General features: G+C 70.3%; 13 protein-coding genes and 1 pseudogene. 11 read left to right on the top strand and 3 right to left on the bottom strand.

Features of this window, described 5'->3' with window-relative positions:
* Positions 1 to 206: 206 nt before the first annotated feature.
* From ACZ6ZQ_RS32690 to ACZ6ZQ_RS32680, 3 genes are all read left to right on the top strand, one after another.
* Positions 207 to 437, top strand: a complete 231-nt coding sequence (locus ACZ6ZQ_RS32690; protein WP_469772133.1) for a hypothetical protein — start codon at positions 207 to 209, stop codon at positions 435 to 437.
* Between the two features lie 91 nt (positions 438 to 528).
* Complete coding sequence (locus tag ACZ6ZQ_RS32685; protein WP_469772132.1) at positions 529 to 654, top strand: hypothetical protein; 126 nt, start codon at positions 529 to 531, stop codon at positions 652 to 654.
* Between the two features lie 23 nt (positions 655 to 677).
* Positions 678 to 866: a hypothetical protein gene (locus ACZ6ZQ_RS32680; RefSeq protein WP_469772131.1), complete on the top strand. Its 189-nt coding sequence runs from the start codon at positions 678 to 680 to the stop codon at positions 864 to 866.
* 8 nt (positions 867 to 874) lie between these two features.
* Here the strand turns inward: ACZ6ZQ_RS32680 and ACZ6ZQ_RS32675 are convergent, their stop codons facing one another.
* Positions 875 to 1,303, bottom strand: coding sequence for a hypothetical protein (locus ACZ6ZQ_RS32675; protein ID WP_469772130.1), 429 nt, complete (start codon positions 1,301 to 1,303; stop codon positions 875 to 877).
* Between the two features lie 689 nt (positions 1,304 to 1,992).
* On the opposite strand from ACZ6ZQ_RS32675, the gene ACZ6ZQ_RS32670 reads away from it, so the two are divergent.
* The 4 genes and pseudogenes from ACZ6ZQ_RS32670 to ACZ6ZQ_RS32655 all read left to right on the top strand — a co-directional run bounded on the left by ACZ6ZQ_RS32670 (position 1,993) and on the right by ACZ6ZQ_RS32655 (position 5,208).
* Positions 1,993 to 2,256 (top strand): helix-turn-helix transcriptional regulator, encoded by a 264-nt coding sequence (locus tag ACZ6ZQ_RS32670; protein ID WP_391139029.1) that lies wholly within the window; start codon positions 1,993 to 1,995, stop codon positions 2,254 to 2,256.
* 159 nt (positions 2,257 to 2,415) lie between these two features.
* Positions 2,416 to 2,754: pseudogene (locus ACZ6ZQ_RS32665) on the top strand (DUF6083 domain-containing protein); the annotation flags it as partial.
* A 520-nt stretch (positions 2,755 to 3,274) separates the two neighbouring features.
* Complete coding sequence (locus tag ACZ6ZQ_RS32660; RefSeq protein ID WP_469772129.1) at positions 3,275 to 3,751, top strand: hypothetical protein; 477 nt, start codon at positions 3,275 to 3,277, stop codon at positions 3,749 to 3,751.
* Positions 3,748 to 5,208, top strand: a complete 1,461-nt coding sequence (locus ACZ6ZQ_RS32655) for a UvrD-helicase domain-containing protein (RefSeq protein WP_469772171.1) — start codon at positions 3,748 to 3,750, stop codon at positions 5,206 to 5,208. The genes ACZ6ZQ_RS32660 and ACZ6ZQ_RS32655 overlap by 4 nt, the downstream gene beginning before the upstream one ends.
* A gap of 216 nt (positions 5,209 to 5,424) precedes the next feature.
* Here ACZ6ZQ_RS32655 and ACZ6ZQ_RS32650 read toward each other — a convergent pair whose 3' ends face one another.
* The gene (locus ACZ6ZQ_RS32650; protein WP_469772128.1) at positions 5,425 to 5,988 is read right to left on the bottom strand and encodes a hypothetical protein; all 564 of its coding nucleotides are present in this window, start codon (positions 5,986 to 5,988) and stop codon (positions 5,425 to 5,427) included.
* A gap of 655 nt (positions 5,989 to 6,643) precedes the next feature.
* Between ACZ6ZQ_RS32650 and ACZ6ZQ_RS32645 the strand changes: the two genes are divergently transcribed.
* From ACZ6ZQ_RS32645 to ACZ6ZQ_RS32630, 4 genes are all read left to right on the top strand, one after another.
* The gene (locus ACZ6ZQ_RS32645; protein ID WP_469772127.1) at positions 6,644 to 7,939 is read left to right on the top strand and encodes a ComEC/Rec2 family competence protein; all 1,296 of its coding nucleotides are present in this window, start codon (positions 6,644 to 6,646) and stop codon (positions 7,937 to 7,939) included.
* Complete coding sequence (locus ACZ6ZQ_RS32640; RefSeq protein ID WP_469772126.1) at positions 7,936 to 10,467, top strand: ThiF family adenylyltransferase; 2,532 nt, start codon at positions 7,936 to 7,938, stop codon at positions 10,465 to 10,467. The genes ACZ6ZQ_RS32645 and ACZ6ZQ_RS32640 overlap by 4 nt, the downstream gene beginning before the upstream one ends.
* Positions 10,464 to 11,543 (top strand): patatin-like phospholipase family protein, encoded by a 1,080-nt coding sequence (locus ACZ6ZQ_RS32635; RefSeq protein WP_469772125.1) that lies wholly within the window; start codon positions 10,464 to 10,466, stop codon positions 11,541 to 11,543. The genes ACZ6ZQ_RS32640 and ACZ6ZQ_RS32635 overlap by 4 nt, the downstream gene beginning before the upstream one ends.
* Before the next feature lie 264 nt (positions 11,544 to 11,807).
* The gene (locus tag ACZ6ZQ_RS32630) at positions 11,808 to 12,320 is read left to right on the top strand and encodes a hypothetical protein (RefSeq protein ID WP_469772124.1); all 513 of its coding nucleotides are present in this window, start codon (positions 11,808 to 11,810) and stop codon (positions 12,318 to 12,320) included.
* A gap of 94 nt (positions 12,321 to 12,414) precedes the next feature.
* Here ACZ6ZQ_RS32630 and ACZ6ZQ_RS32625 read toward each other — a convergent pair whose 3' ends face one another.
* Positions 12,415 to 14,805 (bottom strand): helicase associated domain-containing protein, encoded by a 2,391-nt coding sequence (locus tag ACZ6ZQ_RS32625; protein WP_469772123.1) that lies wholly within the window; start codon positions 14,803 to 14,805, stop codon positions 12,415 to 12,417.
* Positions 14,806 to 15,284: the final 479 nt, after the last annotated feature.

Raw genomic sequence — 15,284 nt, 5'->3', positions numbered from 1 at the left:
TCCGCACGGACACAACTGCCCGGTAGGGGAGCGGACTTACCCAGCCAGGCGAAGCCATTGATGGGATTGTATTACTTTCTCCCCGCCCGTCCCTGAAGCAGGCCAGCGCACGGGCAGGTGTGTCCAGCTGTGTTGGTGCAGGCGGCCGTTACTGACAGACGCCGGACGGCATTCCCGCTCTGTTGTCCGCGTTCCATGCGGGCGTTGTGGACGCTGCCGAGGCGCACTTGGGCTTGGCCCGCCTGTACCGCTCGGGCAAGGACGCCGACCCGTTGATCGTGCTGACCGCCTGCGCCGTCCAACGCCTGGGCCTGCCAGCCGTGCTGGAGGACCGGCGTGGTCTGCGCCTGTCCGACGACCACCCGTTGCTGAGACAACTCGCTGCGAAGCAATGGAAATTGACGAAGCGCTGCTTCGGCCCCTGGGTGCGGGTCTAGGCACGGCCAACGGCGCACGCCGTCAGTGCGTGCAGTTCGCCGTCGTGCCCTGGGGTGCGCTCGACACCCGCTCCTGGGGCACGGCGAAAAGTTGGAGTCGGCCGAACTCGCCCGACTGCTGGGCACCTACGCCACCCGCGTGATCACCCCGTGCGGCTCCACCGCCGTCACCGGACTGGAACTGATGACCGCGCTGCGCCCCCGACCCGCGCTGTGAAAGACCCGGTCAGCGGCGGGTGGATGTCCGCCCCGATGCCCGGCTCGCTGGCCGAACCGGTGGAGTGCGCCACGCCCGAGGCCCCCGACGGGAACCCGGCCGTCGCCGCCCTGTATCCCCGCTTCCATCAGCGCACCCCCGACCAGGTCCTGGACGAAGAGGTCTACCAGTGGGCCCTGCCGCTGACCGACGCTGAGTGCATGAAGCCTTAATCACGGCGTCACCTGGCGGGTGCCCTGGGATTTGGCAGCTGCCAGACAATCTCGTCGTTGTCCCGGATGGGGCGCCAGAAGGCCAGCAGGTGTGAGCGGACCAGCCGGTCGAGGAGGTCGTCCAGTTGCGGGGGCGACTGCCCGCACAGGCGGGTGAGGATGTCGAGTTCGGCGCCGCCCGCGCCGTCGGCGGTGTGGGCGGCCAGGGCGAGTGCGGTGAGCTGCAGAGCCGGTGGGGTGGCTGGCGGGAGGACCAGCGGGGCGGGTCGCAGGGCCCACTGAGCGGCACGGGCGCGCGCGGCGCGGCCGGGAGCCTGGGCGAGAACGGCGGCGTCCAGCAGGTGCGCCGTGACGGGGGAGTGCTTCCTGGATGAGCGGTACAGCCAGCCGGCGTGTTCGAGTTCGTGCCACAGTTCCGTGCGGCCGTACAGGCGCATGCCACGCAGAAAACCACCCGGCAGCCGGACCTGTCCCCGAGTGTCGGCGCGCAGCGCGCACTGCAGGGCCAACAGCCGGGCGGCGGTGCGCTGCGCCGGACAGCCGGGCTGTTGCCGGGCGGGGCCGGCAGCGTGGGAGGTACGACGGCGGTATGGCTCATCGCCGCGGCGCAGGCGGCGCAAGCGTCGGCCAGCCGCCACGCACGGCCGCCGCGGTCGCAGGTCAGGGCGAGGAGCACGGGTCCGGCGCAGCCGCGGTGGCGAGGGTGCCAGTGGCAGCCCCGGGCTCGGCACTGGCAGGTGCGCAGATGTCCGGCCAGCGCGTCGGTGCGGGCATGGTGGGCCAGATGGGCCAGCGCGGCCGACCGCGCGGATGCGGCCCTGAGGGGATGACCACGCCCGCAGCGGGGGCAGGCCAGAGCCGGGCCGCCCGGCTGCGGGCGCAGTTCCACGGTCCACAAGCGCTGGACCGCAGGATGCGTACTGGCAAGCCGCATCGGCTCCTTGCCCTCCCCACTGATCCGCGTCGTCGAAATGGCATGTGCTCCCGGTCGGCTGGAGCGGGAGCCGGGCGCACCGTAGTGCAGATCTCTGCACCTGCGCAGCAGTGACGGCCCGCGGTACTACCCGCTCAGATAGTGCAGAAGTCTGCACTGACAGGGCAGGGTTCTGCACCGTCGGATGGTGGGGTGACGATCTTGCCGCCCGACCCGGACCTCACCGCCCTGCGTGTCACACTCGCTCGGCTGAGGAGCGAGCGCGGGTGGACGTTCGACGAACTCGCCAGCCGCAGCGGCCTGGCCCGGCGCACCCTCATCGACCTCGAACACGGTCACACCACTGGCAGTGTCGCCACCTGGCACGCCCTCGCCCACACCTTCGACGTCCCCATCGAGCAGCTGCTGGGACCGCTGTGCGAGGACCACGGCCCGCCCGGCACAGCAGGCGCCTGACACCGCGCGCCGGGCGGCCCGCCAATCACCCGAACCCGCGAACACGTCTCACGCACCTATGCGACCGGTCGTGCAGGTGTTCGCCACAGCTAGGCCACCCGTGGGACACGCCCGGCCGCCGCCCCGCATCGGGGCGCACCGTCTGCCACGGTCCCCGGCATGCGCCCCACCCCCGCCTTCACCACCTGCCACTGGGACGGCAGCCCGCGTGCCGCCCGCCCAGTCCGCCCACTGCGAGTAGCCGCCACCAGCCCCAGCCGCCTGCTGCGCACCGGCCAGAACGGCCGCTGCCGCCTGTGCGGCAACCGCGTCGACGTCCACCAGCGCACCGACCAGCGGTCCATCGCCCTGCACCCCGCCGAACTGGCCGCCGCCCGGATCCCGGCCCCCTGCCGCTGGCATCTGAGCTGCGGCATCGCCCACCCTCAGGGCGACGGCAGCGCCTGGTGCCGCATCCTCCATGCGGTGCTGTGCCCGGGGCGCCCCGCATCCGCCGGGCTGAGCCCGTACATCGAGGTGATGCGCCGTGAGCTTGCCGTCCGCTCCCGGCGCCTGATCGAAACCGGCGTCTTCACCCCGCTCGCCCCCGCCGCACCCGCCTGCGAGCCGTGCCCGAGCAGCGGCCGCCCCGTCGTGCAACTACTACTCGGCCGCTACCTCGCCGACCAGCCGCTCGAGCACATCCGGTGTGTGGCCCAGACCCGCCAACGTTGCCGCTGTCCCCAGTCCGTGCTCAGCCCCCACGCCCCCGCAGGTCTGTGGAGACTGCTGCCCGCCACTGCGCATCGCGGCCAACTCGCCCTTCCCGCAGCCCCGATGGCCGTCTACGATCTCAGCCGCCTGCCCTATACCGAACAACTGCGCTGGCGCACCCAGCGCTGCCCCGCGCATGCCGCCGCCGACGGCGCAGCAGATCTGGCCCTGACCGGATGGCAGGTTTCGACCCGCTCCTGCACACCGTGCACATCCACACCCGCCTGCCGCACCCCTCGACCGGCCGCCACGGGCAGAGGTGAGAATGCCGTACCACGCCCTGGAAATCATCCTGACCCGGCCCGCCACCCCGGCCGAACTGCACCAGGCCGCCCACACATTGCCGCTCGCGGCCAACCGCGACGCCACCCGTGTCCTTGCCCTGGTGCGCGCCAAAGCCCCGGGCCGGGCCGCGCACCGTCTGCGCCGCCGCCTCGGCGCTCAGCTGCCCATCGACGTAATCACCACGCACTATCCGGACGCCGGCGGCCAGATCCTGCTTAACGTCGCCTTCCCGCCCGACGTGCACGCCACCCTCCGCCGTACCGCCGACCAGGCGGGGCAGTCCCCGGAACACTTCGTGGCGCTGGCCCTTCACCGCGCCCTTGCCCAGCACGCCGATGAGGAGACCGACCGCCTCGACCGGGCGGTGCACGGCTTGCTCGCCGGCACGACCGCCGCGCACCTTCTGGCGGCCGTCGGACGTGCCCTGACCCATCCCATCGGAGACCCGTCGTGCTGAACCCGACCGACGAACAGAGTGCCGCGGCCGACGCCTTCCACGCCGGCCAGCACCTGGCCCTGCAGGCCGGCGCAGGCACCGGCAAGACCACCACCCTGGCCCTGCTCGCCCGCACCACCCAGCGCCGCGGCCGCTACCTCGCCTATAACCGGGCCATCGCCCAGGACGCGACTGCCCGCTTCCCCAAAAACGTGCGGTGCAAGACCGCGCACGCCCTCGCCTACGCCGCCGTCGGCCACCGCTACACCCAGCGTCTCAACGCACCCCGCCGCCCGGCCTGGCAGACCGGCCAAGCCCTGGGCCTCACCCAAGCCATCCGCATCGGCGAGCGCGAGGTGTCCCAAAGAGCCCTCTCCAACGCGGTCCTGCGCACTGTCACACAGTTCTGCCACACGGCCGATCCCGAGATCTCCCGCCACCACGTCCCGCGCCTGCGCGGCCTGGAAGACCAGGACCTGCACAACCAACTCGCCGCCCAAATCGTGCCGTTCGCCCACAAGGCCTGGACCGACCTGCAAAACCCTGACGACGGCTGTGTCCGCTTCGACCACGACCACTACCTGAAGATCTGGGCGCTGACCCGGCCGAGGATCGACGCCGACTTCCTGCTGCTGGACGAGGCCCAGGACACCAACCCAGTCGTCGAACAGATCTTCCTCAACCAGCGCGACCACGCCCAACTGGTGATGGTGGGCGACTCCGCCCAGGCCATCTACCACTGGCGCGGCGCCAAGGACATCATGACCGGCTTCGACGGCACCCAGCTCGCCCTGTCGCAGTCCTTCCGCTTCGGACCCCACCTCGCCCAGGAGGCCAACCGCTGGCTGCACCTGGCCAACGCCCCCATCCGCCTGACCGGCACCCGCGCCGTTCCCACCGAACTCGGATATGTCGACCGGCCTGACGCGGTGCTGTGCCGCACCAACGTCGGATCCATGACCCAGGTCATGGATCTACTGGCCGCCGGATGCCGCACCGCCTTGGGCGGGGGAGGAGACAGCCTGCGCACCCTCGCCCAAGCCGCCCGCGACCTCAAGGAAGGCCGCCGCACCAACCACCCAGAACTGGTCCTATTCCCCTCCTGGGGCGCCCTGCAGGACTACGCCGCCCACGACCCGGCCGGGCGCGACCTGCAACCGCTGGTCGACTTGGTCGACACCCACGGCACCGACGCCATCCTCGCCGCCCTCGCCCGCCTCAGCCCGGAAAACCATGCCGAGGTGACCGTCTCTACCGCCCACAAGGCCAAGGGCCGCGAATGGGCCCGTGTGAAAATCGCCGACGACTTCACCCCGCCCAAAGACAGCGAGAGCACAGACGGCACCGGACGCTCTGTGCCCGGGCCGATCGACGATGGCGAGGCCCGCCTCGCGTATGTAGCCGTCACCCGCACCCGCCAACGACTCGACCTGGGCGGCCTGTCCTGGGTCAATGACCATCCTGACGGCTCTGAATAGTGGCTGGGGCTTGTGCCTCCACACATCAGCGCTCAAGGACACAACCGAGCCGCAGGGCGTGGCCTTGAGAACGCGGTGCACCTCCGTGACCTCAGTGACCGGGTGTTCGTCAAAGCCGGTTCTCGGTCCTGGCCGGTGGGTCGCTGCAGGCTGGGCGCTGGCCGGACGCGAGCGCGGTGCGGATTGCAACGGAGGCCGCAGCATGCGGAGGCCGCATCACCAGGCGAAGCTGTCACCGCCGCCGTAGACGCTGGTGAGCCCCTGCGGGGAAAGAAGCCATGCCTTGGTCAGCACACCGGGCCAGTCCTGGGCGATCTCGGTGAGCAGAGCGCCCAGAGCCAGCGCAGGAAGGTCGAACACCGGCTCCGGCTTTCCCTTCCCGCCCTGCATGGGTCTGCTGTCGAGGAGGAGCCCGATCGGCTTGTCGGGCTCGACCGCCCGGACGCGAGCCAGCTGCTTCTTCAACTTCCCCTCCACCGCGCGGCCGATGCTGGGCCGCAACTCGCCGACGGTGCACGTCCACCGTCCGTGGGCCGTCATCCGGCCCGACCACCCGACGACCTGGTCGTTGAAGCCGATCGTGACACGATGGTTCGCATCGGGTGGGACGCAGAAGCCGATCGTCGGCAGAGGAAACGCTCCTCGAGGCAGGTCTCGCAGATCCACGAACGGCTTGCCCCGCGCAACCGCCTTGCGGGCCATCGCGACGACACGACCGTAGAGGCGCTCGCGTTCTTCTTCCGGGCGCCGAGCCAGGGCCCCGCGCTGATCGACAGCCACAGGCCGCCGCCCGGCGCCTGGGCAGCCAACTCCTGAAGTCGGCCGATGAGTTCATGAGCGACCGTGTCCTGCGTTGCGACCCGCCGGGGATCTTCCTGTGGCGCAGGCACCACCGTGTGATCAACGAATCCGGCGACACTCTCGATCTCGATCTCCGCATCCACCGGAATCGGCGGCGTGTACAGGTACAGCCTCTCCTGCCGTTCAGGGCTTCCCCGCAGCTCAGCCCGGAGTCCCTGGGACCGCAAGCCAGCGACCAAGGACTTAAAAGCCGTCTGCTCGCGCGGTTTGTCGCTCATGAGCCCCAGGACGGACTCCGTCGTGCCGCTCTCCGTCATCCCCGCCCCCACCGTGGTCCCTCCGCATCGAGAGCAACCCTGGTCTCGCCGACAGGCTTACGGCAAGTGCCTCCGTGGTCTCTTCCGGCATCTGCGCGCCCGGAGACAAATGGGTGGCCTTGGCCCGGGCTCTTGCCCGACGACATCTGTTGGCGATGCCGGAAAACGCCGTCCCTGCCCTGCCCGTAGCCGTTCTCCGCCCCGTCCCGGGGTCGGCGTGCGGGCCGGTTGTCAGTGGCGGGTGGTACACCTGGACGTCACGGTGAAGTCATGTGCTTTACCGGCTCGTTGATCACAATGGCGTGAAGAGGTAGGACATGGTCGAGACGGAACTGCCCGAGCGGGGCGTGGTGTTCTGGCCGGTCGGCACCGGAGACTCCACCACCGTCGTGCTGGGCGACGGCCTGGTCATGCAGGTCGACCTGCGCGACATGAAGGCCGCAGACGAAGACGACGCGGTCGTGGCCGCGGTCATCGACCGCCTGGCGGACACCCTGCCGCAGCTCGACGACGAGACGCCCTACCTGGCCCTGTTCGCGCTCACCCACGCGGACCTGGACCACTGCTGCGGCTTCGGAGACCTGCTGGAGAGCTCCATCAAGATCGGCGAGATCTGGGCGACTCCGCGACTGTGGCGGGAGCTCGATGAGGACACCCCGATGTGCGAGGACGCCCAGCTCTTCCATGACGAAGTCGAACGCCGGGTGAAGGCCACCATCAAGGCCAACAAGGCTGGCAAGGAACCCAAGAGCGGCGACCGGGTCCGCATCATCGGCTACGACGACGACCGCGACCAGCACTCCTACGCCGAACTGCCCGACGCCTACTTCACCACCCCCGGCAAGGCGATCAGCACCATCGACGGCACCGACGTCTCCGACCGGTTCGAGGCATTCGTCCACGCCCCGTTCCGCGACGACTGCGCAGGCGAGCGCAACGAGACCTCGCTCGCCCTGCAGCTGAAACTGACCGCCGCAGACGGCACGGCGGGCCGCATCCTGCTCCTGGGCGACCTCGCCTACCCGACCATCAAGAAAATCCTCGACTACAGCGAATCCCACGACCGCACCGAGCGTGTCGAGTGGGACGTCCTGCTCTCCCCGCACCACTGCTCCAAGAAGGTCATGTACGCGCCCGGCGAAGACGGAACTGAGGAACTCAAGCAGGACATCCTCGACCAGCTGCAAGCCCATGCCGGCCCCGACGCCCGCGTGATAGCCAGCTCCCGGCCCTTCCGTACCAGCGACAAGAGCGGCGACAACCCGCCCCACAAGCTCGCCCGCGACGCCTACGAGACGATCACAGAACTGCCCGTCCTGTGCACCGGTGAACACCCCACTCCGGAAGACCCCCGCCCGGTGGTCTTCGCCCTCGAGCCCGGCCTGGGCCTGGACCTGGTCACCACCGGCGAACTCGAAGAGAAGTCCGCCGCCCTGGCAGGCCGCTCGCGCACGCTGCTCACCGCACTGGGCCTGACCCACAGCGTCCCCCTCACGCAGGCCGCCGCGCCAGTTCCACAGCCGCGCGGTATCGAGGCAGGCCGGGAAGCGGTCCGCCAGGCCCGCGGCGACGAGGCCGTCCCCGCAACCTCCGTCGGATTCGGTGACGCGTGAGCGACCTCCTCCTGCAGGCAGCAACCCCCGGACAGCAGCTGGCCATCACCCAGCTTGAGCGGATCGCCGCCGCCAACAACGCCCTCGAGCTGGGCCGCATCACCCCCGCCGACTCCGCCGACGGATTCCCCGGCTGGATCGAGGCCCGCCTCGGCGTGGACTGCTCCACCCTGTCCCGCAGACCCGCCGGCCTGCACTTCAAGCGGCGCGAAGCGATCACCCTGCTGATCCCGCCCACGTTCCCCTTCGCCGTCCCCCAGGTACGCACGGCCCACACCCGCTTCGCGGGCGCCCCGCACGTCAACTGGGCCCGCCATCTGTGCATGTACCGTTCACCGGCCACAGAATGGGACCCGGCCGACGGCATGTACGGCTTCATCACCCGCGTCTGGGACTGGTTCCAGGCCGCCGCCGCGGGGGAACTCGACACGCCCGGCGAGCCCCTCCACCCGCCCAACGCCCTGACCCACCAGTCCGCAGGCCTGCTGGTCGTCCGCCACGACGCCCCCACCGCACAGGGCGCACCCTGGATCGGCGCGGCCCTTATGCACCGGGTCCGCGACGACCGCCAGGACGTGGTCGGCTGGCTGCCCCTGGGCTCCTGGCCCACCAGCGCCGAACAAGCCCGCCAGACAGCCGGGCTGCCGCCAGGGTCGGAGGTCTTCCTCGCCCCCGCAGTGATCGCCACACGGCACCTGACCTTCGAATACCCCAACACCGCCCGCGAGCTGATCGGGACCCTGGCCGGCGAAGGGATCACCCCGGCCGTCATCCTCGGCCTGATCGGCGTGGCCGCCGACCGCAACCGCACCGTCCTGCTGCCCGTCGCCGACCCGGACGACGACACCCCCGTCGCCCCGCTCTACCTCCTGCTCGGCACCCCCTCCCGCGGCATCGCCGGCAGCGACCACCTGCTGCCCCACCTGGTCGCCTGGAACCTTCCCGACCTGGCCGACCTGATGGGGCGCCTGTCCGCAGCCGCCTTCGACGGCTACCCGCCCCTGGCCGAACTCGGCCAGAACTTCCTCGAGCAGACCAGCGAGAAATGGCTGGGCAGCCTGCCCACCCGGTGGGCCCGCATCCAGGAAGCCCGCCCGGAAGTCACCGTGCGCCGGGACGCCGCCACCCCGGCTGCATGGCTCAACGGCAAGCAGATCCTCGTCCTGGGCTCCGGCGCCCTGGGCGCCCCCATGGCAGAGATGTGCGTGCGCGCCGGAGCCGCCCGCGTCACCGTCGCCGACCAGTCCCTCATCCACCCCGGCATCCTGACCCGCCAGCCCTACACAGACGCCGACATCGGCCTCTCCAAGTGCCGCACGCTCGCCGACCGGCTCTCCGCCATCACCCCGCACACCACCTGCGTCGAACCGCTGCCCGGCAACATCACCACCACCCTCGACGGCGCCGACGTGCACTCCTTCGACCTGATCATCGACGCCACCGCCAACCGCATCGTGCGCGCTCACCTCGAAGCCGTCCGCGCCACCGACCCCACCACCTGGCCGCCGCTGGCCACCGTGATGATCGGCCATCAGGCGACCCGCGGCATCGCCGCCTTCTCGCCCACCCGTGCCACCGGCGCCGGCAGCGACATCCTGCGCCGCACCGGGCTCGCCGCCCGCACCAATACCACCGGCGCCCACGCCGACATCCTCGACGACTTCTTCCCCGCCCAACCGCGCACTGACCTCTTCCAGCCCGAACCCGGCTGCTCGGACGCCACCTTCACCGGCTCCGCCGCCGACGTCACCGGCCTGGCCGGCCAACTCATGACCGGCATCCTCCACGCCCTGGCCACCCCCGAGCCCCAGCAGACCATGGCCGCCCTCACCGTCCGTTCACCCACCGGCCCCAGCGACCCCGCCTCGCCAGCGGCCCGGTGGTGGACCTGGCCCAACGACACCGTCCTGACCGAGGAAGGCGGCTACCAGGTCCGCATCAGCACGGCCGCCCTCGCCGAAATGCGCGCCGAAGCCCGCCGCGGTGCCCGCGTCCGCGGCCCCCGGGTGGAAACCGGCGGCATGCTCCTGGGCGCCATCGACGACGCCACCCGCATCCTGTGGATCGACGAAGCAACTGGTCCGCCTCCAGACTCCCTGCTCAGCGAGCACCACTTCGAGCACGGCACCACCGGCATCCGAGAACACCTCGCAGCCCGCCGCACGGCTACGCAAGCCACCACCCGCTTCCTCGGCATGTGGCACACCCACCCCCACGGCCCGGCCCGCCCCAGTCCAACCGACCTCGCCGCCATGGGCACCCTCACCCTGCCCCTCGACGACACCCCGCCCCGCGCCCTGGTCCTCATCGCCGGCGGCCCCACCCACGTATGGAAGGCCTGGCTCGAGGACGACAAGCCACCCCACTTCTACGCCCGCCTCGCCGACCGCACCGATACCCCAGCGCCCACCCCGGCCCAGCCCCGCGTAACCGCGGGGCAGCCGGACATCACCTGGTGGCCCGGCGGCTACGCCACCCAGCCCCACCGACTGCCCACCCCGCGCCGATCGGACGATGCCCGCCCATGACCCGCCACATCGGCCTCGCCCTTTCCGGCGGAGGCTCACGCGCAGCCGCCTTCCACCTCGGCTGCCTGCGCGCTCTGAACGACCGCGACCTCCTCAGCCAGATCCGCGTCGTCTCCGGCATCTCCGGCGGCTCCCTCCTGGCCGCCCTGTGGGCCTACGGACCCACCGACTTTGCGGACTTCGACGCCCACACCACCGAACTGCTGCGCGCCGGCCTGCAAAAGGACATCATCCGCAAGGCATTCACCCCTGCCGCCGCCACCCGCAACCTCACCGCCGCAAGCCAGGCCGCAGCCCGGGGCCTGTTCTCCCACACTGTCACCGTCGCCCGCCCCGTCAACCGCACCGACGCCCTGGCCACTCTCCTCACCGAGCGGGCCTTCGGCACCAAGACCATGGACCAGGTCACCCATCCCGGCCTCGACACCGTCCTCACCGCCACCGACCTGGCCACCACCAACGCCGTCCGCTTCGGCAGCACCCTCAGCAGCTGCTCCCGCTACGGCACCATCACCGAACCCGTCCAGGTCGCCACCGCAGTCGCCGCCTCCGCGGCCTTCCCCGTCCTGCTGCCGGCTCTGGAACGCACCTTCACCTTCGAGCGCTCCGGCCAGCGCCAGCGCCAGACCGTTCTGCTGACCGACGGCGGCGTGTTCGACAACCTCGGCCTGTCCGTCCTCGAACCCGGCAGGAACCCCGCATTCACCCCCCAGGTCTTCGACGTTTCCTACATCATCGCCTGTGACGCCGGGCCGGGAGAACTGCCCTCCAGAGCGCCGCACTTCTTTGCCGGACGCCTGCGCCGCTCCTTCGAAGTCGTACACCGCAAGAACCAGGACGCAGGCCGTGCCCGACTGCACGAGTGGGGAGCCGCCGGGCGTATCGACGGCTTCACACTCGCCTACCTCGGCATGCAGGACCACCGACTGCCCGCCCCGCCCGCCGACCTCGTACCGCGGGAGCGAGTCGCGTCCTACCCAACCAACTTCGCGGCAATGAACCGAGCCGACTTCACTGCTGTAACCACCCGGGGTGAGCAACTCACGCGCGCCTTGCTCCCGCTCTACCTGAGCTAGCCAGCCGGCGAACAGCCGCACGGCCCACGACGAGCCCGAACTATGCAGCAGCGGCCCAGCCGATGGACCGCCTCTGACACCAGATCCCCGGCCGAGGAACTGCTCCTTGATGCGTCCCGCACAACCCGCTGGGCCAGCAACGGGCAACCAGCACCGTTATCGCAGACACGAAACGACTCGATACGCCAAACCCACATGATCCATACACTTTCATGGTGAACCACCTAAAAACCGTGAACCTAAAAGCCTTCCGATCCTGGAAGCATGACCGCACAACTGGGCACCCCCCGGGGAGCACTGCTTCCCGCCCTGAACTTCAGCGTCACCCACGTCGGCCTGCAGACCGCACAAATCGAAAGCGCGCGCCGAGAGGGCCGGCAGGTAGAGACCACCCTTGCCACCACACGCATCGTCCTCCTCGCCTTGAACCCAGTCGGCGGCATGCGAGAGGCCAGCCAGATGAAGGACTTCTTCAACTGGCCGACGTGGCAGGCTCCGGGCATCCCCAAGCCAAGCCACGAGTGGACGGCCATCTTCGGCGCCGAGACCAGAGCCTTCGAAGGCCTGCACGGCGCCGCACCCGCAGGGGGACAACCGACGATCATCCGCAACAGCGACCACACCCGGGTCACCGACGCGATGTGGCAGATGCTGCAGACACAGGAGTGCGTCGTTTTGTGCACGGGTCTGGCCGGTGACCCCACCTCAGCCGAGTTCGGTGCCGCAGCCGCCGGCGGAAAACTTCAGGCCGTCCTGGCACGAGCACTGTTCCACTGACCTCCTCCCGCCCCAGCACGGCACGACGCACCGGCCCGCCCGACCGGCCCGCGCGGCCACCCCGCCCAGCAACTCTCACGCGACCAGCCGCGCCCTACACCCACCGCATCCCCAGCTTGGACAACTCCTCGACCCGCTCGGGCGCGAGCCGCGCGCGGCGGGCGCGGCTGTTGGCGATGAACACCCCCAGTGCGCACGCATCACCCCCCACCTCCTCGACGTGCCGGTGAGGCACCTCCAGGTGCCCCTCACGCTGCTGGTACTGGCGGGCAGCCGCCACGTTCGCCGCCCAGACCTGCGCCCGCGTACGACGCGGCGCCGCGATGACCTTCTCGCTGTCCTGCAGCGGCCCGAGCCCGAGCTCTTCCCGCAGCAGCCACTGCCGCGCCGCCCCCAGCGTGTCCCACTGACGCCGCTGCGACACCGCCCACTGCCCCAGATCTTCCCCCTGGACCACCAGACACCCCGCCTCCTCCGGCAGCACCTTCCCGCTGCGCACGTGCAGCCGGGCGAGATGGAAGCACCGCTGCCAGGACACCGACCAGGAAGGACACCAGGACGGGTCGATGTTCTCCAAGGCCCGCCGCCGCTGCGCACTCAGCCCAACCGCTCCCTGCCCGCCCTTGCCCTGCCGCGCGACGGCCCGCTGGTTCTTCAGCCACAGTCCCACCGGATAGCCCTCCCACATGGCATCAGCCGGCGCCAGCAGATGCCCGTGCTCAGCCGCCCACCCCCGCGCCGCCGACAGCCCCTCGGCGAACGCGACCTCGGCATGCGCCCAGATCATGCCGAGCTCATCCAGCTGCCCCACCCGCTCCGCGCTCAGCTCCCCGCGGTTGCGCGAGGAGCGCTGCCGGGCGATCCACACCCCCAGGGCAAACCCGTCCGGAGTCCGATACTCATACGGCACCGCCAGATCACCACGGTCGCTGCGGTAGGCGAGCGCGGCAGCCAGGCCCCGCCGCCAGAACTGCGTCTCGGGCTCCAGCACCCGCAGACTGATGAACGCAGCCAGCTGCGCCGGATCCCGCGGCCGGGAGAACGACAGCAGCTCCCCGGCAGCCTGGCTCACCTCGCCCGCCGCCCGGACCGCCTCCCCGGCGGCAGCGCCGCCGGCCACCTGGGGAACAGCCAACTGCTCCACGGCCTGGGCGTCATGAGCCCGCAACGCTGCCAGAACCTTCACCAGCTCCCCATAGGCCCGAGAGACCAGCATCTCATCAGGCTGCTCACCCGGCCCGAGGAAGACCGGCACCACCAGGGAGGCCACCTTGCCCTCCCCAGGCTGCATCCGCAGCGCCCGCCCTACCGCCTGGACGATGTCGACAGCCGACCCCCGCACGTCCGCGAAGACAACCGCATCGCACTCCTTGGTATCCACCCCCTCACCCAGCACCCGCACAGACGACAGCACCCGCACCCACGCCGCCCCCAGATCACCCTCCGGCTCCGAAGCGAACTTCTCCAGCACACACCCCCGATGCGTCGGCTTGTGCTCCCCGCACAACCAGTCAGCCCACACCGCATCAGGCGCCGCATACAGCTCCGGGTCGCTCTCCCACAACTCCTTCGCCACCGCACCAAGACCACTGGAGAACGCCTCAGCCTCACTGGTGCGGTAATGAAACGTCAGCAGCCGCCTCAGCTTCCGCTCCGCGGCCGCCTTCATCACCGCCGTCTGCAAAGCCGCCAGCCGCACACCCCGAACCTGCGCCGTCCTCCCCGCACCCCCGGCCAACTCGACCACGGACAGCCCAGGATCCGCGATGTCGACACACACCACCTGGTACCGAGCTACCAGCCCCCGCTCAATCGCCTCCGACAACGACAGCCGATACACCACCGGACCGAACACGGCCTCGTCATCCATCGACGCAACCAGCTCACTACCCCCCGGCCCCTCCCGATCCGTCACCTCCCACAGCCGCGGCGTAGCCGTCATGTACAACCGCCGCAACGCCGGCACCCGCGCATTGTCATGAACCCCCGCCCACGCCTTGCCCAACGCCCCCGACGTCCGATGCGCCTCATCCACCACCACCAGATCCCAGGCGCCCAGCCCCGAGCGATGACTCCGCTCCAAGACCCCCACCCCCAACGAGGCATAGGTGGCAAAGACCGTCACCGACTCCAGACCGGAAACCCACCCCACCAACTCCGCCTCATCGGTGGTGCACTGAAGAACCTGCGCATCCTCGCCCGACAGCGAACAGGCACCGAACATCGGACCCCGGCGCCCCGCCTCACGCCACACAGACACCGTCTGCGCCAGCAGCCCGAGCGTGGGAACCAGCACCAGCACCCGCCGTGCACGCAGAGCCCGCGCCGCGTTCACGGCGATCAGGCTCTTGCCCGTTCCCGTAGCGGCGACAACCTGGGCCCGTACGTCACCTGATGATTCTTCATCAGGAACGTGCTCCAAGGCCCGCACCACCGCGTCAACAGCCTCGACCTGATGGGGACGGAGCGTCCACCGAGTCGACACAGCACATCACCTCTTACCCGGGGCCACCCGCCAGAGGCACTACCCGTTGAGCGTAGACTTTATCCGCAGCCATTTTTGATTGCGCGCCTCGGAGACCGAGCTTCCACACCACTATGACAGGGCCATCACCGACGCCGTGCGAGCTTGGGCAAGAGGACTCAGTCTGAGCCCAAGCGGAGGATAATGACCCAACCCCCGAACCCCCACCTGCTGTAGCTAGCTGCCCGCGTAGCGGGCCAGGCTTGGAGGCGAAGCCGGAAAGCCAGAGGCAGGGGAGCGAAGCGGACCTGCCGAACCGGACTGCGCAGCAGTCTGGTTGATGGGGGGCCGAGCTTCGCTCGGCCCCCCATCAACACTCCGTCAAGCAACCTCCGCGAAGCGGGGGTTGCTCCTGGGGGAGCGAAGCGAGCCCAGGCCGCCTTGCGAAGCAAGGCGGTTTCCCTTGGACGCGCGCAGCGCGTTCCTACCCGCTCCGCGGG

The organism is Streptomyces sp. NPDC053673, from assembly GCF_055585225.1.
Note: the sequence above shows the minus strand (reverse complement) of the source record. Positions and strands in the feature narration are given on the sequence as shown.

Bases quoted from the DNA above. Each gene is read 5' to 3' on its own strand.
- ACZ6ZQ_RS32680 (WP_469772131.1), top strand. From the start codon at position 678: ATGTCCGCCCCGATGCCCGGCTCGCTGGCCGAACCGGTGGAGTGCGCC.
- ACZ6ZQ_RS32660 (WP_469772129.1), top strand. From the start codon at position 3,275: ATGCCGTACCACGCCCTGGAAATCATCCTGACCCGGCCCGCCACCCCG.
- ACZ6ZQ_RS32630 (WP_469772124.1), top strand. From the start codon at position 11,808: ATGACCGCACAACTGGGCACCCCCCGGGGAGCACTGCTTCCCGCCCTG.
- ACZ6ZQ_RS32645 (WP_469772127.1), top strand. From the start codon at position 6,644: ATGGTCGAGACGGAACTGCCCGAGCGGGGCGTGGTGTTCTGGCCGGTC.
- ACZ6ZQ_RS32675 (WP_469772130.1), bottom strand. From the start codon at position 1,303: ATGCGCCTGTACGGCCGCACGGAACTGTGGCACGAACTCGAACACGCC.
- ACZ6ZQ_RS32635 (WP_469772125.1), top strand. From the start codon at position 10,464: ATGACCCGCCACATCGGCCTCGCCCTTTCCGGCGGAGGCTCACGCGCA.